The 22,721-nt window shown below is 44.2% G+C and carries 21 protein-coding genes and 1 pseudogene; 9 read left to right on the plus strand and 13 right to left on the minus strand.

Annotated features, from left to right (window positions below):
• Positions 1–577: 577 nt before the first annotated feature.
• Positions 578–991 carry a hypothetical protein gene (locus FTU46_RS06220; protein ID WP_159123639.1) on the plus strand — a complete coding sequence of 138 codons (414 nt, stop codon included), beginning with the start codon at positions 578–580 and terminating at the stop codon, positions 989–991.
• 63 nt (positions 992–1,054) lie between these two features.
• On the opposite strand, the gene leuB is transcribed toward FTU46_RS06220, so the two are convergent.
• The 4 genes from leuB to leuC form a co-directional block, all read right to left on the minus strand.
• Positions 1,055–2,134 (minus strand): 3-isopropylmalate dehydrogenase, encoded by a 1,080-nt coding sequence (gene leuB / locus FTU46_RS06225; RefSeq protein ID WP_180104565.1) that lies wholly within the window; start codon positions 2,132–2,134, stop codon positions 1,055–1,057.
• 41 nt (positions 2,135–2,175) lie between these two features.
• A complete protein-coding gene (locus tag FTU46_RS06230; protein ID WP_180104566.1) occupies positions 2,176–2,739 on the minus strand; it encodes a hypothetical protein in 564 nt (187 codons plus the stop codon).
• An 88-nt stretch (positions 2,740–2,827) separates the two neighbouring features.
• Positions 2,828–3,478, minus strand: coding sequence for a 3-isopropylmalate dehydratase small subunit (leuD, locus tag FTU46_RS06235; protein ID WP_180104567.1), 651 nt, complete (start codon positions 3,476–3,478; stop codon positions 2,828–2,830).
• A 21-nt stretch (positions 3,479–3,499) separates the two neighbouring features.
• Positions 3,500–4,933, minus strand: coding sequence for a 3-isopropylmalate dehydratase large subunit (leuC, locus tag FTU46_RS06240; RefSeq protein WP_180104568.1), 1,434 nt, complete (start codon positions 4,931–4,933; stop codon positions 3,500–3,502).
• Positions 4,934–5,195: 262 nt separating this feature from the next.
• Between leuC and FTU46_RS06245 the strand changes: the two genes are divergently transcribed.
• The 3 genes from FTU46_RS06245 (at position 5,196) to ovoA (ending at position 8,828) form a co-directional block, all read left to right on the plus strand.
• Positions 5,196–5,432 carry a DUF2061 domain-containing protein gene (locus tag FTU46_RS06245; protein WP_159123642.1) on the plus strand — a complete coding sequence of 79 codons (237 nt, stop codon included), beginning with the start codon at positions 5,196–5,198 and terminating at the stop codon, positions 5,430–5,432.
• 185 nt (positions 5,433–5,617) lie between these two features.
• The gene (locus tag FTU46_RS06250) at positions 5,618–6,487 is read left to right on the plus strand and encodes a LysR family transcriptional regulator (protein ID WP_004781845.1); all 870 of its coding nucleotides are present in this window, start codon (positions 5,618–5,620) and stop codon (positions 6,485–6,487) included.
• Positions 6,488–6,704: 217 nt separating this feature from the next.
• A complete protein-coding gene (ovoA, locus tag FTU46_RS06255) occupies positions 6,705–8,828 on the plus strand; it encodes a 5-histidylcysteine sulfoxide synthase (RefSeq protein WP_257224608.1) in 2,124 nt (707 codons plus the stop codon).
• Positions 8,829–8,871: 43 nt separating this feature from the next.
• Here ovoA and FTU46_RS06260 read toward each other — a convergent pair whose 3' ends face one another.
• On the minus strand, positions 8,872–9,123 hold the full coding sequence (locus tag FTU46_RS06260) for a DUF2789 domain-containing protein (protein ID WP_005232362.1): 252 nt from the start codon (positions 9,121–9,123) through the stop codon (positions 8,872–8,874).
• Positions 9,124–9,279: 156 nt separating this feature from the next.
• The gene (locus FTU46_RS06265) at positions 9,280–9,930 is read right to left on the minus strand and encodes an HAD family phosphatase (RefSeq protein ID WP_180104570.1); all 651 of its coding nucleotides are present in this window, start codon (positions 9,928–9,930) and stop codon (positions 9,280–9,282) included.
• A 182-nt stretch (positions 9,931–10,112) separates the two neighbouring features.
• Between FTU46_RS06265 and FTU46_RS06270 the strand changes: the two genes are divergently transcribed.
• The 3 genes from FTU46_RS06270 (at position 10,113) to FTU46_RS06280 (ending at position 13,527) form a co-directional block, all read left to right on the plus strand.
• Positions 10,113–10,595 carry an RNA pyrophosphohydrolase gene (locus FTU46_RS06270; RefSeq protein WP_004781838.1) on the plus strand — a complete coding sequence of 161 codons (483 nt, stop codon included), beginning with the start codon at positions 10,113–10,115 and terminating at the stop codon, positions 10,593–10,595.
• Between the two features lie 91 nt (positions 10,596–10,686).
• Complete coding sequence (ptsP, locus tag FTU46_RS06275) at positions 10,687–12,984, plus strand: phosphoenolpyruvate--protein phosphotransferase (protein ID WP_034702391.1); 2,298 nt, start codon at positions 10,687–10,689, stop codon at positions 12,982–12,984.
• A gap of 42 nt (positions 12,985–13,026) precedes the next feature.
• Positions 13,027–13,527: a hypothetical protein gene (locus FTU46_RS06280; protein ID WP_166138117.1), complete on the plus strand. Its 501-nt coding sequence runs from the start codon at positions 13,027–13,029 to the stop codon at positions 13,525–13,527.
• Here FTU46_RS06280 and FTU46_RS06285 read toward each other — a convergent pair.
• A complete protein-coding gene (locus FTU46_RS06285; protein WP_004781833.1) occupies positions 13,524–13,700 on the minus strand; it encodes a hypothetical protein in 177 nt (58 codons plus the stop codon). The genes FTU46_RS06280 and FTU46_RS06285 overlap by 4 nt on opposite strands.
• Positions 13,701–14,337: 637 nt before the next feature.
• Here FTU46_RS06285 and FTU46_RS06290 point away from each other — a divergent pair.
• Positions 14,338–15,858, plus strand: a complete 1,521-nt coding sequence (locus FTU46_RS06290) for a catalase (RefSeq protein WP_004781832.1) — start codon at positions 14,338–14,340, stop codon at positions 15,856–15,858.
• A gap of 144 nt (positions 15,859–16,002) precedes the next feature.
• On the opposite strand, the pseudogene FTU46_RS06295 reads toward FTU46_RS06290, so the two are convergent.
• The 3 genes and pseudogenes from FTU46_RS06295 to FTU46_RS06305 form a co-directional block, all read right to left on the minus strand.
• Positions 16,003–16,122: pseudogene (locus FTU46_RS06295) on the minus strand (catalase-peroxidase 2); the annotation flags it as partial.
• 84 nt (positions 16,123–16,206) lie between these two features.
• Positions 16,207–17,262, minus strand: a complete 1,056-nt coding sequence (locus FTU46_RS06300; RefSeq protein WP_034704696.1) for an MBL fold metallo-hydrolase — start codon at positions 17,260–17,262, stop codon at positions 16,207–16,209.
• A gap of 411 nt (positions 17,263–17,673) precedes the next feature.
• On the minus strand, positions 17,674–18,612 hold the full coding sequence (locus FTU46_RS06305; RefSeq protein WP_180104571.1) for a cation diffusion facilitator family transporter: 939 nt from the start codon (positions 18,610–18,612) through the stop codon (positions 17,674–17,676).
• A gap of 131 nt (positions 18,613–18,743) precedes the next feature.
• Here FTU46_RS06305 and FTU46_RS06310 point away from each other — a divergent pair, with 131 nt between their 5' ends.
• Complete coding sequence (locus tag FTU46_RS06310; protein ID WP_004781822.1) at positions 18,744–19,181, plus strand: GNAT family N-acetyltransferase; 438 nt, start codon at positions 18,744–18,746, stop codon at positions 19,179–19,181.
• A gap of 53 nt (positions 19,182–19,234) precedes the next feature.
• Here FTU46_RS06310 and FTU46_RS06315 read toward each other — a convergent pair whose 3' ends face one another.
• The 3 genes from FTU46_RS06315 to FTU46_RS06325 all read right to left on the minus strand — a co-directional run bounded on the left by FTU46_RS06315 (position 19,235) and on the right by FTU46_RS06325 (position 22,689).
• On the minus strand, positions 19,235–20,143 hold the full coding sequence (locus FTU46_RS06315; RefSeq protein WP_180104572.1) for a DMT family transporter: 909 nt from the start codon (positions 20,141–20,143) through the stop codon (positions 19,235–19,237).
• Between the two features lie 346 nt (positions 20,144–20,489).
• Positions 20,490–21,719 (minus strand): 3-phenylpropionate/cinnamic acid dioxygenase ferredoxin--NAD(+) reductase subunit, encoded by a 1,230-nt coding sequence (hcaD, locus tag FTU46_RS06320; protein WP_034704704.1) that lies wholly within the window; start codon positions 21,717–21,719, stop codon positions 20,490–20,492.
• Between the two features lie 4 nt (positions 21,720–21,723).
• On the minus strand, positions 21,724–22,689 hold the full coding sequence (locus FTU46_RS06325) for a 3-carboxyethylcatechol 2,3-dioxygenase (protein WP_180104573.1): 966 nt from the start codon (positions 22,687–22,689) through the stop codon (positions 21,724–21,726).
• Positions 22,690–22,721 lie beyond the last annotated feature (32 nt).

The raw sequence follows: 22,721 nt of genomic DNA on the forward strand, positions 1-22,721 counted from the left end.
AATCTTGCTTTCTCTGATCCTAGGAATCAGCCTGACTGCCTGCGCCACTACCAATTCGACAAAATTACGACAAATAGATCAGCAGTTATAGCAATATATCGGCCAATCTGCAGAGTCGATTCGCAAGGATCTGGATTTAACTGCACTCGGTTTTAAGACCTCAAAAGCACCTGTACAAACGGAAAAACGTCTGAGTTATACCGTACTTCGCACCATTGAACTTCCGCTGGGAACACCGGCCATTCAGCAAAGTGTCAGTATAGGTGCCCCTGTACGACTCGCAACTGCACCCGGCCCGGGTTATCAGGTTGAAATGTCCTGTCAGATTCATTTTCAGCTAGAACAAGGGATTGCCCAATCCGTGCAATATAGCGGACGTGCCTGTTAAGATTCATTTTTGCTTTTTATTCATTTTGAGGTGGATATAAGAGCGTTCTAAGTTGTCTTGAATTTGACAGCTACAGCTAACATCTAACTGCCTGATTGATCCTGTCTTGCCTAATAATAAATTACAACAGTTCCTCTCACACTTTGCTACTACACTGTTTTTAAGCGTTCCTTGAGTAGGAGTGATGTGATGTTGTTAAGCAAAGGTACTTCTCTGGTATTGGGCTTGAGCATCCTGTTGCTCGGTCTGTCAGGGTGTGCACAGACACCTACGATCAGCCAGACTGACCGTGAAACTTATTTACAGCAATTTATTGGGCAGAGTAGCCAGTATATTGATCGCAATTTAGATCTGAAACGTTTGGGTTATCAGCAAATCAGTGAACCTGAGCTCAGCTCCCAACAGCTCAGCTATGTCGTGGAACGTCCTGTGACCGTTCCCTTACCGATTGCCCAGTTTCCGGCAGCAGGTACTGGCACAGTTCCGGTTCCAGTCACTGTGAGTCCTGCATCAGGTTATGATGTGAATTTGCAATGCAAGATTACCTTTTTGCTCAAAGACAATATTGCAACTTCTGTCAGCCTTTCGGGTCGAACCTGTTAATCAAAATCAGTCGTAAAAAACGCAGCTCAAGGCTGCGTTTTTTACGTGGAACTAATGAGTAACTCAGTTCAATGCAGTTACCACTGCCTGACCCATTTCCACTGTACCCACTTTAGTCATGCCTTCAGACATGATGTCAGCAGTACGCAGACCTTGGTCTAGAACATTCCCTACTGCATCTTCAATGGCTTTTGCGGCTGCTTCTTCACGGAAGGTATAACGCAGCATCATGGCTACAGACAGAATGGTTGCCAATGGGTTTGCCAGGTTTTGACCTGCGATGTCTGGTGCAGAACCATGGCAAGGTTCGTACATGCCTTTACCATTTTCATCTAATGATGCTGATGGCAACATACCGATTGAACCAGTCAGCATTGCAGCTTCATCAGATAGAATGTCACCGAACAGGTTTGAAGTCACAATCACATCAAACTGCTTAGGCGCACGTACTAACTGCATCGCAGCATTGTCTACATACATATGAGACAGGTTAATGTCTGGATATTGCTCTTCTTTCAGTGCAGTCACGGTTTGTTTCCAAAGCTCAGTCACTTCAAGCACGTTGGCTTTATCGACTGAACATACTTTACCGCCACGCAGGCCAGCAAGTTCGAACGCAACTTTGGCAATACGTTTGATTTCAGACTCTGCATAAACGTCAGTATTGAAACCTTGTTTTTCGCCATTTTCCAGTTCACGAATCCCGCGTGGTTGACCGAAGTAAATACCACCAGTCAATTCACGTACGATCAGGATATCCAGACCAGAGACGATTTCCGGTTTCAAGCTAGAGGCATCAGCCAATTGCGGATAAAGAATCGCTGGACGCAAGTTTGCAAACAGATTCAATTCACTACGTAGTTTTAACAGGCCACGTTCTGGACGGATTGAACGCTCAATCGTATCCCATTTTGGACCACCTACAGCACCGAGCAGAATTGCGTCTGCTTTTTTCGCCTGTTCAGACGTTACCTCTGGATAAGGTGAACCGTGTGCATCAATCGCAGCACCGCCCAACAGACCTTGTTCCCATGTTAAACCCAGATTGAATTTTTCATTAACTCGTGTAAGCACCTGTTCTGCGGCTTTTACAATCTCAGGGCCAATACCGTCACCAGCTAAAATCAAAATTTGTTTAGACATGAGCTTTTCCATTTATAAGGTCAGGCATCCACCTGACTAGGTTAAATTTTTTTTTCTACAAACTCTGCAATGCCATTGATGACATTATAAGGTTTGCAAAAACGACGAATCACTTTCTGCTCTTGCAACAGGTCCACACACAATGGATCAGGTGCAGAGGCATTTAATAAACTGGTGCTACGTGCATTTCGGTCACGGAACATTTTCAGGGTATAGCGTTTATTCGCCTTAAACTGCTGGAACAGATGCAAGGTCTCAGCCTTATCCTTGCTAATCGGATAGAAACGCACCACCAGTTCATGCTGCCCTTCCGGTACAGATAAATAAATCGGATTATCCTGTTTCAGGTTTTTGGCCTGCAAACGAACCAGACGCTGATCCAGCGCTTCTGGGCTGATTCGCTTGGTGGCCTCATCCACAATCATGGTCCGATCTAAACGTTCAAACTGACAATCCGGTGTGCCTACACAATAAATCAAGGCATTGGATTCGCTTTCTGCATCTTCTTTGGCATGTTTAAGTTTGAAGGTATCAATGCTCTGACACGCGGTCATCAGCACTGATACTGCACTTAGAGCAAGCCACTGTTTCCAATACGTTGCCATGATGTCTGTATTAACCTATCAAAAAAAATTAATAATCTTCTGATATTAGCAAGGCCTTCGCAGTCATGCCATGACAATTTTTGCTGTTTTATGAATGAATTTCAGCAAATACCCATGGGCGTGATTGTTTGGTTTTTTCTTCGTAGGCACGAATATCATCTGCTGCCTGCAAAGTTAAGCCAATATCATCCAAACCATTTAACAAACAATGTTTACGGAATGGGTCCACTTCAAACTTGAAGCTTTCGCTATTTGGTGTACGAACTTCCTGCGCTTCCAGATCAATTGTTAACTGATAACCTTCAGCTGCTGCACATTCCTTAAATAACTGATCAACCGTTTCTTCCGGTAAGATCACCGGCAACATGCCATTTTTAAAACAGTTATTAAAGAAAATATCAGCAAAGCTTGGCGCAATCACAGTACGGAAACCGTATTCATTCAATGCCCACGGCGCATGCTCACGGCTTGAACCGCAACCAAAGTTAGCACGAGAAATTAAAATCGATGCACCTTGATAACGTGGCTGGTTTAACACGAAGTCCGGGTTAATCGGACGAACCGAGTTATCCTGACCCGGATAACCTTCATCCAAATAACGCAATTCATCAAACAGGTTTTCACCGAAACCGGTACGTTTGATCGATTTCAAAAACTGTTTTGGAATAATTAAATCTGTATCGACATTGGCACGGTCTAAGGGTGCAACAATACCTTGTTCAACGGTATAAGCTTTCATATTTCTGCTCCTGCGTACCAATTAAAATGAACGGACATCAACAAAGTGACCGGCAATCGCTGCCGCCGCCGCCATGGCTGGACTCACCAAGTGGGTACGACCGCCATTACCCTGACGACCTTCAAAGTTACGGTTTGAAGTTGAGGCACAATGTTCGCCTGGCTGCAACTTGTCAGCATTCATTGCCAAGCACATAGAACAGCCTGGTTCACGCCATTCAAAACCAGCTTCGATAAAGACTTTGTCCAAACCTTCAGATTCTGCCTGCTGTTTCACTAAACCCGAACCCGGAACGACCATGGCCTGCTTAATGCTAGAAGCCACTTTACGGCCTTTGATTACTTCAGCCGCAGCACGAATATCTTCGATACGTGAGTTGGTGCAAGAACCGATGAATACACGGTCTAACTGAATATCTGCTAAAGGCTGACCTGCAGTTAAGCCCATATATTGATAAGCACGGTTCCAGTCATTGCGCTGTACATCATCTTTGGCCTGTTCCAAAGTTGGAACCGCTTGAGACACCGGAATCACCATCTCAGGAGAAGTCCCCCAAGACACTTGCGGTTCAATCTTTTCACCTTGTAACACTACAACTGTATCGAAGTGAGCACCTTCGTCGGAGTGCAAGGTATTCCAGTACGCAACCGCCTGATCCCATTGCTCGCCTTTCGGTGCATATGGACGGTCTTTAACATACTCAATGGTTTTTTCATCGACTGCGACCATACCGACACGTGCACCCGCTTCGATTGCCATGTTACACACGGTCATACGGCCTTCAATCGACATGTCACGGAACACCTGACCACCAAATTCAATCGCGTGACCTGTACCGCCTGCAGTTCCGATTTTACCGATAATGGCTAAAACCACATCTTTCGGTGTTACGCCTTGACCCAATTTACCGTCAACGCGTACCAACATATTTTTCATTTTCTTCTGAACCAGGCATTGGGTTGCCAATACATGTTCAACTTCTGATGTTCCAATCCCGTGTGCCAAGCAGCCAAATGCACCATGTGTTGCAGTATGTGAGTCACCACATACAACGGTCATACCTGGCAAGGTTAAGCCTTGCTCAGGACCAACAACGTGCGCGATGCCTTGACGAATATCGTTAATATCAAATTCAACAATATCGAACGTCTTACAGTTATCATCCAGGGTTTGTACCTGGATACGTGAAGTATCATCTTCAATCCCAGCCACGCCCTGCTCACGCTCTTTTTTAGAGGTCGGTACGTTATGGTCAGGTGTCGCAATATTGGCACTTAAACGCCATGGCTTACGGCCAGCAAGTTGCAAGCCTTCAAAGGCTTGTGGCGAAGTCACTTCATGCAATAAATGACGGTCGATATAAAGTAGAGCTGAACCATCATCTCGTTGTTTTACTAAATGGTCATCCCATAACTTATCGTATAATGTTTTTGCTGTTTGGGTCTCGCCTGCCATGTCGATGTGCTCCACTGGACTGGGTAAATTCTTTCGCTAATTTTGATTATATCGCTGCATTCACATAAATCTAATTTATCATTTTTATTAGTTAAAAAACTTTTTGGAATATTTTAAAACTTAAATTAAATCATGGTTTAGCTCTCTTTTTATAAATTTAATTTTCCGATCGTTTTATTAAAAATATTCGTTTTTACAAATTAAATGAGAATTATTATTATTTCCTCATCGGCACAGATCATTTGTTTTGAGGAAGATCCACATGGCACATATTCAACGTTTTGTAGATAACAATCAGCGTATGTTCAAAAAGACATTTAGCTATTACATCATGCACATCACTGTCGCGATGTTAGTGGGCTATTTTGTCACAGGCAGTTTAACCATGGCGATTGCCTTGAGTTTATTAGAACCGACTGTACAGGCAGTTGCTTTCTTCTTCCACGAGAAAATCTGGGAAGCAAAAAGCCAGCAACAGGATGAGGAAATCACCGCATAATTTTTTGTCGATCTTCCTCTTTGAGCCACCACCCCTCGGTGGCTTTTTTTATGACATAAAATAAAACATTTAAAAATGTGTATTAATTCAACATTAAACCAATAGTTCTATATTTTTACTTTGATTTATTCTTAAATTATTACAATAATAAACTTAAGCATAAAAAAACTTTATAGGTGATCAAGATGAATCTCGCAGCTTTTGAAGCCTTTGTAAAAGTCATGGAAACAGGTTCGATTTCTTTGGCTGCAGATCAGCTTTTTATTACCCAACCAGCTGTGACCAAACGTATTCACAGTCTGGAAGAATATTTCGGGGTGAAATTATTTGAATCTGCGGGCCGTGGTGTACAGGCCACTCATGCAGCACATTCCCTGCTGCCTAAAGTAAAAAACTGGCTGAACGAGCTGGGTGATATTCACTATACCCTGAGTCATGAACAAGGTCAGGTACAAGGCAAACTGAAAATTGGCACCAGCCATCATATTGGTCTGCATCATTTACCGAGCCATCTGCGTGAATATGTACAGCAATATCCGAATGTGACCCTGGATGTACATTTTGTAGATTCTGAACAGGCACATGAACAGGTCATTGCCGGTGATCTGGAACTGGCTTTTCTGACGCTACCGCCGCATGGGGATGAGCGCCTGAAATATGTCACTATCTGGAATGATCCTCTGGTTTTTGTGGTAGCACCGTTCCATCCGTTGGCTCAGCAAAAAAACCTGTCTCTTGAAGATCTGGTGAATTACCCAAGCCTGCTGCCTTCTGCGCAGACCTATACCACGCAGATTACGATGGCTGAGTTTGAAAAACAGGGTATCAAGCCGAAAACGACCATGAGTAATAATCCGCTTGAATCGATCCGGATGCTGGTTTCGATTGGTTTAGGCTGGTCAGTCTTGCCCAAAACCCTGGTCAATCATGACCTGCAAGAACTGGATCTGAATCTGGAAATGAACCGTCAGCTCGGTATGGTCTGGCATCCGGGACGTACACAATCGAAGGCGGCTGAAGCACTGGTTCAACTGATGCAAGGTCCATCAATTTAAAATTAATTTTCACATTTCTCTGCTGCATCAATATCGATGCAGCATTTTGTTACCTAAATACATCGCATCAGTTGCTTCCTTTCAAGTACTTTTAAAAGTATCAAATTCATTTTCCTGAAGATGAAAAATTAAAACGTATTCAAGGAAGCACAGAATGCAGATCAAATCTTCTGATTCCAAAACTTTATTATCTTCTTCTCATGACCTGCTCGAAGAAATGGGTTTATGGAAACCGCTTAAACCAACGCTACACCCGACTCCCAACCTTGATTTTGAAGATGAACCGACAGCGCGTGCCGTATTACGTGATTATTTTCTAAATACCTTTGACACCTATGAGCAACTGTTTGACTGTCTGAAAAATGAAGAAGCCTTTTATGACAAACCGATTGCCTTACGTCATCCACTGATCTTTTATTTTGGTCATACTGCCACTTTTTTTATCAATAAGCTGTTGCTGGCTCAACTGATCCCGGAACGTTTAAATCCGCATCTGGAAAGTATCTTCGCGATTGGTGTAGATGAAATGAGCTGGGATGATCTGGATGAAAAGAACTATCACTGGCCTAGCATTCAGGCGGTACGTGATTACCGGCATCAGGTGCGTGCCCTGGTCTTGAAAGTGATAGAACATGCGCCGCTACAACTTCCACTGAACTGGCACAATCCCTGGTGGACCATCATCATGGGCATTGAGCATGAACGGATTCATCTGGAAACCTCTTCAGTTTTAATTCGCCAGCATCAGTTACGTTATGTACAGAATCATCCGCAGTGGCGTGCCAATGTCATTACCGGTATTGCGCCTGAAAATAGTCTGGTAAAGGTACCGGCAGGTCAGGTCAATTTACATAAAAATTTCGAACATGCTTTTTATGGCTGGGACAATGAATACGGCCACCATCATGCCGAAATTGCAGAATTCGAAGCCTCTAAATATCTGGTGTCCAATCAGGAGTTTTTAGCCTTTGTTGAAGCAGAAGGTTATCAGACAGCTGACTACTGGACTGAAGAGGGCCAGCAATGGTTAGCATTTTCTCAAGCCACACATCCTACCTTCTGGGTCAAAACGGAACTGGGTTGGTCATTAAGATTGATGCTGGAAGAAGTTCCGATGCCTTGGGACTGGCCAGTCGAAGTGAATTATCATGAAGCCAAAGCTTTCTGTAACTGGAAATCAACACAGACCGGAGAATCCATTCGTCTGCCCACTGAGGATGAATGGTATCGATTGTATGCAGTTTCAGGACTGGATCCAAAATTACCAAGTCCTGAGCAAGCCAATATTGAATTAAAATATGGCCCTAACTCTTTTCCGGTGGATCATTTTCAGCATGGCGATTTTTATGATGTTCAGGGCAATGTCTGGCAATGGACCGAGACCCCGATTTATCCTTTCGAAGGCTTTCAAGTCCATCCTTTCTATGATGATTTTAGTACCCCAACCTTCGATGGCCAACATCATCTGATTAAAGGCGGTTCCTGGATTTCAGCCGGTAATGAAGCCCTGCACAGTTCACGCTATGCGTTCCGGCGACATTTTTTCCAGCATGCCGGTTTTCGCTATGTTGCCGCGGAAGAGACATCACCGCAGTTTCACTCTCAATATGAAAGCGATCAGCTGATTTCCCAATATCTAGAATTCCAGTATGGGGCGGAATATTTTGCTGTTCCAAACTTTGCCCAAAGCCTCATTCAACTGGCCCGTCCCTATTTTCAAAACATTCCGTGTCATAAAGCGCTGGATATCGGTTGTGCCACCGGACGCGCCAGCTTTGAACTGGCCCAAGATTTTGATCAGGTCACAGGTTTAGACTTTTCAGCCCGTTTTATTCAGCAAGGTGTGGTGCTGGCGCAAGGAGAGACCCTGCGCTATAGCATTCCTGTTGAGGGTGAACTGGTGGAATATAAATCCTGCTCACTGGCAGAACTTGAACTTAAACAGGTTGCCAATAAGGTCGAGTTTTATCAGGCCGATGCCTGCAACCTGAAACCGCAGTTTAAAGATTATGATTTTATTCTGGCAGCCAACCTGATTGATCGCCTGCATCATCCTAAAGCTTTTCTAAGTGAGATTCATAATCGGCTGAATATGGGCGGAATCCTGATGCTAGCCTCGCCTTATACCTGGCTGGAAGAACATACAGCACGCAGTGAATGGATCGGCGGATTTAAGCAGGCGGGAGAAAACCTGAGTACCTTAGAGGGTATCAAAGCTTTACTCAGTCCACATTTTGAAATGCTGGACGAACCTGTGGATGTGCCTTTTGTGATCCGAGAAACAGCGCGTAAATATCAACATACCCTGTCCCAAATAACTTTATGGAAAAGGGTACGATAATTCCAAAATGAAAAAGCCAATCAGTTGATTGGCTTTTTGTTCACTACTCAATTCCGCTAGTGGCATCCTCATGCAGAGATTCATTGAGCTGATCCACCACAATGGCCCATTCTCCATCTGAAGCAATTTTTTCAGCCAGGAACTGGCGCTGTGCATCTGACCAATACGGCGCCTCCATCAGGTTTACATCTTTGGGTAATTGATGCTCATGAATAAATTGGGCAATCCCTTCTGCACTCGAATCCAGACCTAACTGTGCAAATAGATGAGTCATACGCGGTCTAACTTGGGTCATTTTCATTACCTCAGCGCTTGCTATCGTTATTGTCGACTTGCTTTATTTATTCTGAGCATAGCATGTTTATTCAGCAACGGGCATGTCAAAAAGTACCCTATTCTGCTTATAAAAAAGCACAACCGAAGTTGTGCCTGATTAAATCAAAAGAATTGCTTAAATCGACCAGTCCTGAATTTCCCAGCCCTGTTCTTTGGCCAATGCTTCCAGACGATCATCCGGATTTACGGCAATGGCATGATCGGCATATTCCAGCAGAAAACGATCATTGATTGAATCTGAATAGGCCCAAGACTCAGTCACGCCACGACCAGCCAACCATTGATTCAGACGGGTCAATTTGCCTTGCTGATAGCAGGCGATATTGGTCACCTTACCGGTATATTTACCATCAATGACTTCAGCATTGGTGGCAATAATTTCAGTAATCCCAAACTCACGGAAAATCGGTGCAGTAATAAAGTCCGAAGTTGCAGTAATGCCTACAATTTCATGCCCTGCATCTTTATGGCGCTGAATCGCTTTAAAACCTTCCAGACGCATCTGGGAGCGAATGACTTTTTGCATGAACAGTTGATGTAATTCGGTCAGATAATCATGGTCATGTTGGGTCAAAAACTGGAACACAAATTCATTATAGGCATAGGGATCCAGTTGACCCTTTTTATAGTCCTCATAGAACTTGTCATTCATGGCGCGGTGATGAACGGGATCCACCAGGCCTTCATTGACCAGGAATTCCCCCCAGGAATGATCCGAATCGGTGTTTAACAGGGTGTGATCGAGATCAAATAGCGCCAATTTCATGAAAATACTCGTAAAAACTGAAATTTAAGAAAAAAATTGTAAATCTATCTCCGCTAGTCGATAGAAATTCGTTAAGATCATAGCAATTTTAACATTTTTAAACTTTGCTTTTTTTCGAGTTGGATAAAGAAATAATATTCCCCGAAAGCAAAGGCATAAATTAAACAATTTTAGGTAGCCAAATGATCGACTCAGAAGGTTTCCGACCGAATGTCGGGATCATTTTGGCAAACGATGCTGGACAGGTTTTATGGGCAAAACGCATTGGTCATAATGCATGGCAATTTCCACAAGGAGGTATCCAATATGGAGAAACCCCTGAGCAGGCACTTTATCGTGAGCTGAGAGAAGAAGTTGGCTTACTGCCTGAACACGTCCAGATTATCGCGCAGACCAAAGGATGGTTGCGTTATCGTTTGCCGTATCGATACATTCGCACGGATTCAGATCCGGTATGTATCGGTCAAAAACAGAAGTGGTTTTTACTCAAACTGACGGCGCCCGTACAGAACATTCAACTTGATCTGTCCGATCCGCCCGAATTTGATCAATGGCAATGGGTCAGTTACTGGTATCCATTAGGCCAAGTGGTGAATTTTAAACGCGATGTTTATCGCAAGGCCATGATTGAACTCTGTCAGCAATTACCACAACAAAAACCTTAAAAAAATCGCGTGCATGTGCAGATTTTTTGCTCGGCTATTGTTATAAATAAACTAAATTACCGGACTTCTAAAAAAATACGGAGCAGCTCCCATGTCGAATATGCAACTGGATACCCTAAGACGCATTGTCCAAGAGATTAATGCGTCTGCCAGTTTGCATGAATCACTCGATATTATGGTCAATCAGGTGGCCGAGGCCATGCATGTGGATGTCTGCTCCATTTATCTGCTCGATGAACGCAACCAGCGCTATCTGTTGATGGCATCTAAAGGCCTGAAACCTGAAGCTGTTGGTCACGTCTCTTTACATACTGGTGAAGGTCTGGTAGGTCTGGTAGGTCAGCGTGAGGAAATCGTTAACCTCGACAATGCCCCTAAGCATGATCGTTTTCTGTATTTACCGGAAACGGGCGAAGAAATTTATAATTCCTTTCTGGGCGTTCCAGTCATGTACCGCCGTAAGGTCATGGGCGTACTGGTTGTCCAAAATAAAGAATCCCAAGATTTTAGTGAAGCGGCTGAATCGTTCCTGGTTACGCTATGTGCCCAGCTTTCGGGCGTAATCGCTCACGCCCATGCAGTCGGCAATATTGATGTATTCCGCAAGCCAAATAATTTACCGGCATATAAAACCTTCCAGGGCGTATCGGGTTCTGGCGGTATTGCACTCGGCCGTGCCATTGTGCTTTATCCACCTGCAGATCTGGGCGCTGTTCCGGATCGTGAAGCAGATGATATTAGCGAAGAACTGGCTTTGCTGGATAATGCCTTAAATTCGGTACGTGAAGAAATTCAGTTCCTGGATGACAAGATGCAGGATGCGCTGATGGCCGAAGAGCGTGCCCTGTTCAGTGTGTTCCTGCGTATGCTGGATGAAAATGCCCTGCCATCTGAAATTAAAGCACTGATTCGTGATGGTCACTGGGCACAAGGCGCAGTTCGCATCGTGATTGATAACCATGTGGCGCAGTTTGCCCAGATGGAAGATGATTACCTGCGTGAACGTGTCGCTGATCTGAAAGATCTGGGTCGCCGTATTCTGGCCAAGTTGCAGGAAGCCGATGAAAGCCATCGCGAACTGACCGATGAAAGCATCCTGATTGGTGAAGAAATTTCAACGGCTGCACTGGTGGAACTGCCTGTTGATAAGATTGCAGCAATTGTCACCACTGAAGGTGCCATGAATTCACACATGGTGATTGTGGCACGCGCACTCGGTATTCCAACTGTCGTGGGTGTGACCGAACTGCCCATCAATACTCTGGATGACGTCGAGATGATTGTCGATGCACATCAGGGCCGTATCTTTATCAATCCACCACGTCGTCTGCGTACCCGCTATAAAGAAATTCAGAAAGAAGAAGAGCAGATTGCCAAAGATTTACGTCAATACGAGACCAAAGATGCAATTACGCCAGATGGTACCGCTGTACGTCTGTTCGTAAATACTGGCCTGATGATTGACGTGGTTCGTGGTGTACAACGCGGTGCCAAAGGTGTTGGCCTATACCGCTCTGAAATCCCGTTCATGCTACGTGACCGCTTCCCGGGCGAAGAGGAACAGCGGGCCATTTACCGGCAGCAACTGAGTCACTTTGCCAATAAACCGGTAGTCATGCGAACGCTGGATATTGGTGCAGATAAAGACCTGCCATATTTCTCGATTGAAGAAGAAAATTCAGCATTGGGCTGGCGCGGAATTCGTTTCACGCTGGATCATCCTGAAATCTTTTCTTCACAGATTCGCGCCATGCTAAAAGCCAGTATCGGTCTGAACAATCTGCATATCCTGTTGCCGATGGTGACCAGTGTCAGTGAAGTTGAAGAAGCACTGTATCTGTTAGAGCGTGATCATTATGCCGTTCAGGAAGAAGAGCAGGTCAAAATTACCAAACCGCAAATCGGAATTATGGTCGAAGTACCAAGCGTACTGCATCAGATTGATGAATTTTCTGAACTGGTCGATTTCTTCTCGGTCGGTTCTAACGATTTGACCCAATATTTACTTGCTGTAGACCGGAATAATCCACGTGTGGCCAATGTCTATTCACACTTACATCCAGCGATCCTGCGTGCCCTGACCCGTCTGGTAGAGGATTGTCACCGTAATAACAAACCGATCAGTATCTGTGGTGAAATGGCCGGTGATCCTCTATCGGCCGTACTATTAATGGCCATGGGATTCAATACCCTGTCCATGAGTTCTAGCAATATTTTGAGAGTCCGAAAAACGATTTGTCATGTTCCCATGCCGGATGCACAGGAATTACTCAAACATGTACTAAAACTGGACAATCCACTCATGGTAAAAAGCTGGATGGAGCATTATTTTAGAACACATGGTTTAGGAGATATGGTGAAATCCACCACCCGTATGGTCAGCGCTTAAGGAGGAACTTTTCCAGGTTCCTCTGCATCTGTCGAGGTACTTATGGAATTTGTGCTTATCCTGCTTATGCTGGCTGCAGCGTTTTATTTTATTATTGTTGCACCGGCCTTACGTTCGCAAAAATCCAGATATACATCTTCTCGTGGTCGTAATAACACAAGTACCAGTCATCAGTATATCCGTGAAACTGAACGTCCTAAAGCCTGTCCCTTATGGGGAATTGAAATTTCTCGTACCCAGCAACGGCGTTTAGGCAAGAATGATCCATCGGTCATTGCGGCAAAACTGTATCGGCAACAGCTAGGAAAATTTGCCAGTTTTCAGCAAACCCGGCCTATGGCTGATGCTGATCCAAATAGATCTTCGAGTTCTGCGACCCTGCCCCGTTTTTTTCAAAATATGTTTCCCGAAGAAGCTTCTTCAACCACCCGGCGGACTTCACCGCATTCTTCGAAAAGAAATTCATCTTTTCACTATACCCTCCAGAATCCCTTAAAGTCAGCTCCTGTCCAAAGCAGATCCACTTCTTCCTGGCCGCCCTAAGCCGCCCATAAAAAAGGGCGATCATCTTGTTGATATCGCCCTTGTTTGTGTTTGGTATAACCACGTTTTGCATTTTTCTTCCGGTCTACAAAAACCTGGCTTTTATTGACTTCATGCATATGTTTGGCCACGAAGTTTGGCATGACTGCCTCTACAGCTTTTTTCTTTGCCATCTTGCTCTCTGTTTAATTTGGACTAAGGAAATGATCCGCTCGGGATGTGAAATGATTATAAGGGCGACTGGCCAATTTTCAAGCAGATCAGGACTTAAATATTTTCCAGAAAATAGATAATTTGGTAGATATTCTTGCTGTAAAAATCAGAAAATTGTGAGCAAGAGAATGCTGATTTAACTACCTGTTTAATCCTTGAATTTTAATCCTTAAATCTTTCTATTTAAAAAATATTTATAAAATTAATAACTTAATAAATATTTAATAAAACCTAATGAAATCTAAAAGAGATATTGAAGCATTTTTCTGACTTAGAGAAGACATCTTAAATTCTGATTTTCTTATTTAATCATTTTAAACTGAGTGAAAAATTTGCATATTTTAACATTGTCACATTTCTAGAAATATCTTATGTTCAAATTAGATTATTTATTTTCAATGACTTAATTTTTATTCATTTAGGCAGTATTTTCTGAAGTTACAGAAAAACCAAACTTATTGCCAAAACACCCAATTCAACAACTCACTTAATTAAAAATCTGTTGGAAATAAAGCCCCTAATGTTATTCCTGCGCTTATAGATGATTTTTTTGAATGCTGGAATAACGAATAAAATTCTCAACGCTTGGAGAGAAATATGAGCCAAGATATGAAAAAGTGCCCTGTCACCCATCTGACTACTGAAGCTGGCGCACCTGTAGTCGACAACCAGAACAGTATGACGGCAGGTAGCCGTGGCCCATTGCTGGCCCAAGATTTATGGCTGAATGAAAAACTGGCTAACTTTGTTCGTGAAGTGATTCCTGAGCGCCGTATGCACGCAAAAGGTTCAGGTGCATTTGGTACCTTTACCGTAACCAATGACATTACTGAATATACCCGTGCAAAAATTTTCTCGGAAGTCGGTAAAAAAACCGAACTCTTTGCCCGTTTTTCGACCGTCGCCGGTGAACGCGGTGCAGCTGATGCAGAACGTGACATTCGTGGTTTTGCCCTGAAATTCTATACCGAAGAAGGGAACTGGGACCTAGTCGGTAACAATACACCGGTATTCTTCCTGCGTGATCCACGTAAATTTCCTGACTTAAACAAAGCAGTAAAACGTGATCCGAAAACCAATAAACGTAGCGCCACCAATAACTGGGATTTCTGGACTTTATTGCCGGAAGCACTACATCAAGTTACCATCGTAATGTCCGATCGTGGGATTCCGGCTGGTTACCGTCATATGCACGGTTTCGGCAGTCATACCTACAGTTTTATCAATGCCCAAAATGAACGCTTTTGGGTAAAATTCCATATGCGTACCCAGCAAGGTATCAAGAATCTGACTGATGCTGAGGCAGCAGAGTTGATTGCTAAAGACCGTGAAAGCAGTCAAACCGACCTGTTTGATGCGATTGAACGTGGCGATTATCCGAAATGGAAAATGTACGTTCAGATCATGCCTGAAACAGATGCCGAGAAAGTGCCTTATCATCCGTTTGACCTGACCAAAGTCTGGCCGAAAGGTGATTATCCACTAATTGAAGTAGGTGAATTCGAACTCAACCGTAATCCGGAAAACTATTTCCAGGACGTAGAACAAGCCGCTTTTGCGCCAAGCAATCTGGTACCAGGTATCAGCTATTCACCGGATCGCATGCTACAGGCACGTTTGGTCAATTATGCTGATGCAGCACGTTACCGTGTAGGTGTGAATCATGCCCAGATTCCGGTCAATGCCGCACGTTGCCCGGTACATTCAAATCACCGTGATGGTTTGGGCCGTATGGATGGCAACTATGGTTCATTGCCGCATTATGAGCCGAACAGTTTCAGCCAGTGGCAGGAACAGCCAGAATTCAGAGAGCCCCCCCTCAAAATCACGGGTGATGCAGATTTCTGGGATTATCGCAAAGATGATAATGACTACTTCAGCCAGCCACGTGCCCTGTTCAACCTGATGAATGATGAGCAGAAACAGGCTCTATTTAATAATACCGCAGCCGCAATGGGTGATGCGCTTGATTTCATCAAGTACCGTCATATCCGTAACTGTTATGCCTGTGATCCCGCCTATGGTGAAGGTATTGCTCAAGCTCTTGGGATGAGCGTAGCTGATGCCCAGATGGCTCGAGCAACTGATCCAGCTAAAGGCCTACCAAGCTTTCTCTAAGTTTTTTAGCTTGAACTGAGCGAATAAAAAACCACCCGAGGGTGGTTTTTTTATTGGTGTTAAATTAAAGCATTAGGAATATGAATTGCAGTTCATTTCAGGTCATGTGTTTGACGGTCACGGATTTCAAAAAGGTTCTTCTACCGGTACCCAGATCTTTTTCATATCCATCAGATTCACGAAGAAATCATTGCTCAACATACCCACCCGATCAGTCAGTATGCCATGCTTGTTTCCACCACGATTGGCACCTGTACCCTTCAGCATAGGATTTAATCCTATACAAATGAGAGCTACTCTATATGCTAGCTAACGACTCAATCGTTATACAGGAGTGATCTTAAGCCCTTAGACAATAATCCGTTTGCCCTCACGAATACAGTAAAACGGGTTAATCAGCTTGGAGGAATGCTGGATAATATGCTGCAATTCATTTTCAGGCTGGTCACGTGCTTCATCGGTGAGCTGGAAGGTCCGATAATGAATGGCCATAGAACAACGTGCCATTAAGTCCTGATGGGCATGAAAAGCATCTTCCGGATTCATATGAATATTGCGCATCAGTTCACGCGGTTCATAGGCACCGATCGGCAACAGCGCAATTCGTGGTGGTCCAAGGCGTTTGCGAATTTCCTTGAAATGCGGCGCATAGCCGCTATCCCCGGCAAAATAGCAATGATCCTTGCCATTCAATAAGGAAAAACCGCCCCATAATGCGCAGTTCTGGTCACGCATTCCACGTCCTGAAGCGTGCTGTGCTGGCGAGTAGACAATCTGGATATCTTCAAAAAATGCATTTTCCCACCAGTCCATTTCAATGACATTATAGTCTTTAGGCAGGTACCAGCCATTACCAAGGCCGGTATAGATCGGCATTTGATAGGTCTGATGCAGCCAGGCCAAGGTCGCCAGATCCATATGATCATAATGGTTATGGCTGAGCAATACGGCATCAATATGCGGCAGCTCATCCAGGGCAATGCCAGCAGGAATGACGCGCTGTGGCCCTCGGGATGCAGAAGGACTGGCATATTCACACCAGACCGGATCAGTCAGAAAATTATACGGCCCGATCTGGATCAGAGCGGTAGCATGCCCAATAAACCAGATTTGCCAGTCATCTAAAGTGGCTTCCGGCCGATTTTGTGGTAAAGCACGCGGACGTGAAAAAAACTCGGCACGTTCCTGTTCCAGATTTACTTCCCAAGTTCTGGATTTTCTGGTGAATAACCATTTATACAAGTCAAAGCGACTCTGCTCGAGCGAATGATGCTCCAGATTCTTAAACCGCTCACCATCAAAATGATCGGAATGTAGATAATCAAATACCGGCTTGGACCAGAGATGTTTCCAACTGGACTCAGTCTCAAGCTGAAATTTTTTAGTCTTGAAAAGATCTTGCATAAATATCCACTATTTATTATTTGTTATATGCAAGACAGCATCCACCTGGAATTTTCAAACGGAGCATCTCTTTAAATCGCATACAAACTTATATACTTCGGTATTTCAGCATAGTATGAAATACGTGCCTAAGATTCATTTATGTTTTTGTTATTTTTAGCAAAACATCGAGCCCATGGAAAGACTAAAACCGATGAAAAGCTTCTAAAAAAATGAATACTCGAGATCAAGTTTGTGTCCATTCTTCTTTCTAAAAAGACAGGAGAATGATCGATATTCATCCGATAATTCTCACTCCATACCTGACTGTACATGATTTCATGACCTAAATTTTTATCCCGTATTCATGTAATCACGCTTGATGCCCTCCTGACTATCCGACGAAAGTTATCTGCTGAAATCTTCACTTCCTCAAATACGACCTTGGGTCCGTTCCAGCCATACCGCTTTGGTTTGAGGTTTCACAAACAGAGTAATAATTTCAGGGTGTAGCTGTTTGATCTGCGCTTCAATCCGGTTGACGCAAGCTTCGATTTCATCAGAAGTAAGATCATCTTTAAATTCCAGACTTAAGGAGGCAATCACCTGATGCGCGCCCATCTGCTCGGTGAGTACACCATTGGCGCTATAGACCGCAGCATCCTGCTGGGCAATGTTAAGTACATTTTCACGCAGTCTAGGATCTGCTGTTTCACCTAGCAATAAGCCTTTGGTTTCACGTGCCAGCAACCAGGCTGATACCGCCAATACAACACCAATCAGAATTGAGGCAGCTCCATCTAGCTCAGGGATATTTAGCTGATGTGCGAGAAAAATACCTACCAGCGCAATAAAAAGTCCGATCAATGCAGCCGTATCTTCAAATAACACAGTAAAAGTCGTTGGGTCTTTACTGCGTCTAAAAGCTTCAAAATATCCCATTTTGCCTTTGTGTTTGCGAAAGGCTTTTAAAGCCACGAACCAAGAAGTTCCTTCACATAAAATCGCAATACCGAGCACAATATAGTTAATCATCGGGTCCCGCATTTCTTCAGGGTGGATAATGTGCTGGATACCCTGATAGATTGATACAATGGCGCCCAAAGCAAAGACCATTAAGGCGACAATAAAGGCCCAGAAATATAGCTCACGACCATAGCCAAAGGGATGCAATGCATCGGGGCGTTTTTGAGATTTTTTCATACCGTGCAGCAGCAGAATTTCATTCAGGGTATCCACTACCGAATGAATAGCTTCACTCAACATGGCAGAACTATTGGTAATATAGGCTGCGACAAATTTAACCAGCGCAATAGCCAGGTTGCCAAATAACGCTGCATAGACCACAATTTTATTAGATTCAGATGACATTCAAAGTTGTCCTAGTCTTTCCTCAAACAGATGGATCTATTTGATTTTTCATTTTATCTCTTTGCATCTTAATAAACTGCTGCGATAAATTGTTTATTGTTTTGTTGTTCTCATTTTTAATCGGAATCTTCATGCCTGTAATTGTCCATACTTCTGCCGATCGGCATCCTCAGCTCCTAGAATTGTGGGAACAATCCGTCCGTGCTACGCATCATTTCCTAAATGACGCGCAGATCCTAAAGATCCGTCAGCAGATTATTGATCATAATTATTTCACCCACGTGCAATTGTTCCATGTGGAACATCAGCAGCAGATTCTGGGTTTTATGGGCATTGCAGGCAACAAACTGGAAATGCTGTTTGTCTCTCCTGCGGCATTTAGAAAAGGCATAGGCAGCCAGTTATTACAACATGCGCTTGCTCTAGGTGTGACTGAAGTCGATGTGAATGAGCAGAATCCTGATGCGACTGCTTTCTATTTAAAACATGGTTTCGAGATGATCAGCCGTTCAGAAACCGATGCTGAAGGTAATCCCTACCCAATTCTGCATCTAAAACTGCAAAAATAAAAAAGGAAGCCAAAGCTTCCTTTTAGGTCTGAATTTAACTTGAACAATCTATTTTAAGATTTAGAAAAATACTGCTCGCGCCATTCTTTCCAGAAGTACATCACGATCCCGAACATCACCACGGCAATTCCGGCAAAGGCATGACTGCTGATCACTTCGTTATTCAGGGTTGCACCGAGAATCAGGGCAATGATTGGCGTCATCACATTGCTGAGGGATACGGTGGATGCAGCCAGACGGCGAATCAGCCAGAAGTAACACAGCATCGCCACAATCGAAGACAGGATCATGGTAAAACCAAAGCCGAATAGCGCCTGCATACTTGGCATTTGTGTTGGGAAAGATTGCCAGATAAAAGGAATGATTAGTAATGATCCCAATGAGGAAACAATCAAAGAACCCGTTGCTTGTGACATTGGTTTTAACGGTGCATTGATCTGCTTCACCCAGAAAATCGAGCTGATATAAGACACCATGCTAATCAGCATCAGGACCACGCCCCACGGATTCACCTTACTATCTGCTGACTCCGCAAAGACAAAACTTAAACCACCGACGGCAACTGCCATACCGAGCCATTGCAGCCAAATCAGACGATTGGTTTTCAGGATGACATGCCCGATTAGACCTGCAACCAGTGGTGAGAAACCGAAAATCAATGCCATTAAGCCAGAGGTCAAATAATTCGCCGCCAGATAGATAAATAACTGCGCGCCGATCAAGTTCAGGCTACCTGCTACATAGCTCATCATGGAGGTTTGATCAAATGGCAATGGATTACGCATGGCAGCCAAGATCGCCAACGCCAGCAGAGAAGCGCCGAAATAACGGATGATCAGCACCCACATCGGGTGCACTTCCTGCACGCTCCAGACAATCGCCAGTGGCGTTGCTGCCCAGATCAGCACCAGCAAGGCATAAATACTTGCCGTCACCAGCATGGGAGATGAATTTGAATTCATAAAAGACTCAATTAAATTTTTTTAGAAAGAATTGAACTAACTTCTCGTTCAAATCCACAATCGACAATACTGATGGTGGCAGGGATGCCGCTCGAGCTTTTGGGATACAGGGAAGTAGCCTCAAATGCTCAAAAGATTTTTGTTACCTTGCGCCATATATGGCTCATCTTTTAAAAGTAAAAGCACCTACTCTATAACTTATATAAGTAGAATCAAAATTGGAGGTCATGATAACTGCTCATCACAATCAAGTCCCTACATCTTTCAATATTTTTTAATACTCATAAAAAAGCAGACCCAAGTTGCCCAAGGTCTGCCCTTTTGTAAACTTATCAATAAAACAAAGTTATTTCACAAGTTTACGAAGATCCTGGCTGAGATCTAAATATTTATCTGCTTCAAACGCTGCATTCTTGCTGATCAGCTTTTTCAGGTGACGCATTTCTTTTGCCGCATTTACCGTAATACCGCCGACAATAACGCCATCAGTCACACCAAACATCACGAATGATGATTCAGCGCGAAGCTCTGGATTGATTTCACCGCGAACTTGCCATTCAGCAGCAGCCATGTCACCCACGAACTGGTAGTTGATGTCCAACTGATCTGTCCAGAACCATGCCGGGTTAGGTGTCGGATGCTCAACGCCCATCACATGACGTGCAAAGATCCCTGCTTGCAGGTTGGCATTTTCCCAAGTTTCGACACGACGGTGGTTACCGCAATTACGAAGTTGAGTTGCCACATCACCTGCTGCATAGATGTCTGCATTTGAAGTCTGGCAGTTTTCATTTACTTTAATCGCGAAATCAACATCCAGGCCAGCTTCAACTGCCAACTGTGCATTTGGCACGATACCAATACCATAAACTACAGCATCAGCGCGAAGTTCTTCACCACCCTCAAGGGTAATCACCACTTCTTCACCATCCAGTTTGCAATCTGCAATTTTGGTTTCCAGACGAACGTCGATCCCTGCCAAACGTTGTTGTTCAAGCAGGAATTCGCTCAGGATACGAGGTGAACAGCGGCCCATCACCATAGGACCCATTTCGATCACAGTTACCTGACACTCTTTGAAACGTGCTGAAGAAGCCAGTTCCAGACCGATCACGCCACCACCAATCAGGACAATACGACGGCCTGATTGCAATACTGGAACCAGTGCTTGTGAATCTTCTAGGTTACGTAGCGTATAAACATGTTTACCCAGCGCATCGAAGTTCGGCAGACGACGAGCTGCGCCGCCTGTAGCAAGCAACAGTTTGTCATAAGCAACAACGTCACCATTTTGAAGTTCAACCGTTTTCGCTTCAGCGTTGATTTTTTTCACGCCATTGCCACGAATGGTTTCTACACCAAGTTCCGCCAGTTTTTCTTCTGACAGGATTTCAATCTTGGTCTCTTCAGGTTTTAGAATCACGTCTTTAGACAGTGGTGGACGCTCATAAGGAAGATGCGTTTCATCACCGATCAGAATGATTTTACCTTCGTATTTGTTGCCACGAAGTTCTAAAATCGCGCTTGCACCTGCCTGGCCAGCACCTACAATTACGATGGTTTCGATGTTGCTCATGTCTTTAACCTTTTAACTCTGCAGATACGATGCCGAAGCCCGCAATCCATTCACTGATTTCTTCATAACAGTGCGTTGTCATTTCGTACTCGCCCATTTCGCTTAAAGCAGCAAATGCCGCCATCCACGAACGGACTTCCTGACCACCACGGCCACCATCACGGCGGATTTCAGCTTCAGTCATGGCTTCTAGTGCAGCGAAGTCGGCATTCTTGAATTTTTCAAGCAATGCGATATCCCATTCAGCATTCAGAGGAACTGCAACAGAGGTATCGCCCGCTGCCAGTTTCTGGCCCACTGCAATAATTTTTGACTGACGCGCGTTACGTGCTGCAGGTGTCGGGTTACGACCTGCAATCAGGAACTCTTCCACTTCTGGTGGTACAGAACCCATTTGCGGAGTTGGTGGATCGTGTGACAGACCACCTGTACCTAGGACAAGTACACGCTCATTTTCAAGGTTCAGAGATTTGATGAACTGACCTACAGCACGGCCTAAAGCGATGGTACGCTTCGTAGTTGGCATCGGTGCTGCAGCGCCATTAATGAAAATTGGAATCGTTGGATAACGATCAAGTTTGCCGTCGCACAGGAAGTGCAATGGCTGAGTCACACCATGGTCAGCTTGCATACGGTAAGAATACGCAACGTCCACGCCCTCATCGAGTACACGACGCACTAAGCCCAGTGCTTTGTCTTCTGGTACATCAATGTGTGCATTGTCTTTACCATAGTCCCAGTCACCTGCAGCAGTCGCGCGAATGCCCACACAGAAGCTCGGCATCAGGTCATAGAAGAAACCATTGAAATGGTCAGGACCAAAGGTAATGATCAGGGTTGGGTCGTAAGCTTTTACTTCAGCAGACAGTTTTTCAAACGCTTCACGAACAGCCTGTTCTTTGCGTTTTTCCTGCGGTGAAGCAAATTCCATTAAAGGACTGTGCGATGCACAAATAAGTTTAACGGCCATGAGAGACTCCTTAAAAGGAAGGCAGCCTTAGA

The organism is Acinetobacter sp. YH12108 (genome assembly GCF_013419055.1).
Classification (GTDB): domain Bacteria; phylum Pseudomonadota; class Gammaproteobacteria; order Pseudomonadales; family Moraxellaceae; genus Acinetobacter.

Coding starts and splice junctions, on each gene's coding strand:
- FTU46_RS06285 (WP_004781833.1), bottom strand. CDS start 13,700: ATGGCAAAGAAAAAAGCTGTAGAGGCAGTCATGCCAAACTTCGTGGCC.
- hcaD (WP_034704704.1), bottom strand. CDS start 21,719: ATGAGCAACATCGAAACCATCGTAATTGTAGGTGCTGGCCAGGCAGGT.
- FTU46_RS06290 (WP_004781832.1), top strand. CDS start 14,338: ATGAGCCAAGATATGAAAAAGTGCCCTGTCACCCATCTGACTACTGAA.
- FTU46_RS06305 (WP_180104571.1), bottom strand. CDS start 18,612: ATGTCATCTGAATCTAATAAAATTGTGGTCTATGCAGCGTTATTTGGC.
- FTU46_RS06250 (WP_004781845.1), top strand. CDS start 5,618: ATGAATCTCGCAGCTTTTGAAGCCTTTGTAAAAGTCATGGAAACAGGT.
- FTU46_RS06230 (WP_180104566.1), bottom strand. CDS start 2,739: ATGGCAACGTATTGGAAACAGTGGCTTGCTCTAAGTGCAGTATCAGTG.
- FTU46_RS06265 (WP_180104570.1), bottom strand. CDS start 9,930: ATGAAATTGGCGCTATTTGATCTCGATCACACCCTGTTAAACACCGAT.
- FTU46_RS06315 (WP_180104572.1), bottom strand. CDS start 20,143: ATGAATTCAAATTCATCTCCCATGCTGGTGACGGCAAGTATTTATGCC.
- FTU46_RS06325 (WP_180104573.1), bottom strand. CDS start 22,689: ATGGCCGTTAAACTTATTTGTGCATCGCACAGTCCTTTAATGGAATTT.
- leuB (WP_180104565.1), bottom strand. CDS start 2,134: ATGTCTAAACAAATTTTGATTTTAGCTGGTGACGGTATTGGCCCTGAG.
- FTU46_RS06280 (WP_166138117.1), top strand. CDS start 13,027: ATGGAATTTGTGCTTATCCTGCTTATGCTGGCTGCAGCGTTTTATTTT.
- FTU46_RS06310 (WP_004781822.1), top strand. CDS start 18,744: ATGCCTGTAATTGTCCATACTTCTGCCGATCGGCATCCTCAGCTCCTA.
- leuD (WP_180104567.1), bottom strand. CDS start 3,478: ATGAAAGCTTATACCGTTGAACAAGGTATTGTTGCACCCTTAGACCGT.
- FTU46_RS06270 (WP_004781838.1), top strand. CDS start 10,113: ATGATCGACTCAGAAGGTTTCCGACCGAATGTCGGGATCATTTTGGCA.
- ovoA (WP_257224608.1), top strand. CDS start 6,705: ATGGGTTTATGGAAACCGCTTAAACCAACGCTACACCCGACTCCCAAC.
- FTU46_RS06245 (WP_159123642.1), top strand. CDS start 5,196: ATGGCACATATTCAACGTTTTGTAGATAACAATCAGCGTATGTTCAAA.
- FTU46_RS06300 (WP_034704696.1), bottom strand. CDS start 17,262: ATGCAAGATCTTTTCAAGACTAAAAAATTTCAGCTTGAGACTGAGTCC.
- ptsP (WP_034702391.1), top strand. CDS start 10,687: ATGTCGAATATGCAACTGGATACCCTAAGACGCATTGTCCAAGAGATT.
- leuC (WP_180104568.1), bottom strand. CDS start 4,933: ATGGCAGGCGAGACCCAAACAGCAAAAACATTATACGATAAGTTATGG.
- FTU46_RS06260 (WP_005232362.1), bottom strand. CDS start 9,123: ATGACCCAAGTTAGACCGCGTATGACTCATCTATTTGCACAGTTAGGT.
- FTU46_RS06220 (WP_159123639.1), top strand. CDS start 578: ATGTTGTTAAGCAAAGGTACTTCTCTGGTATTGGGCTTGAGCATCCTG.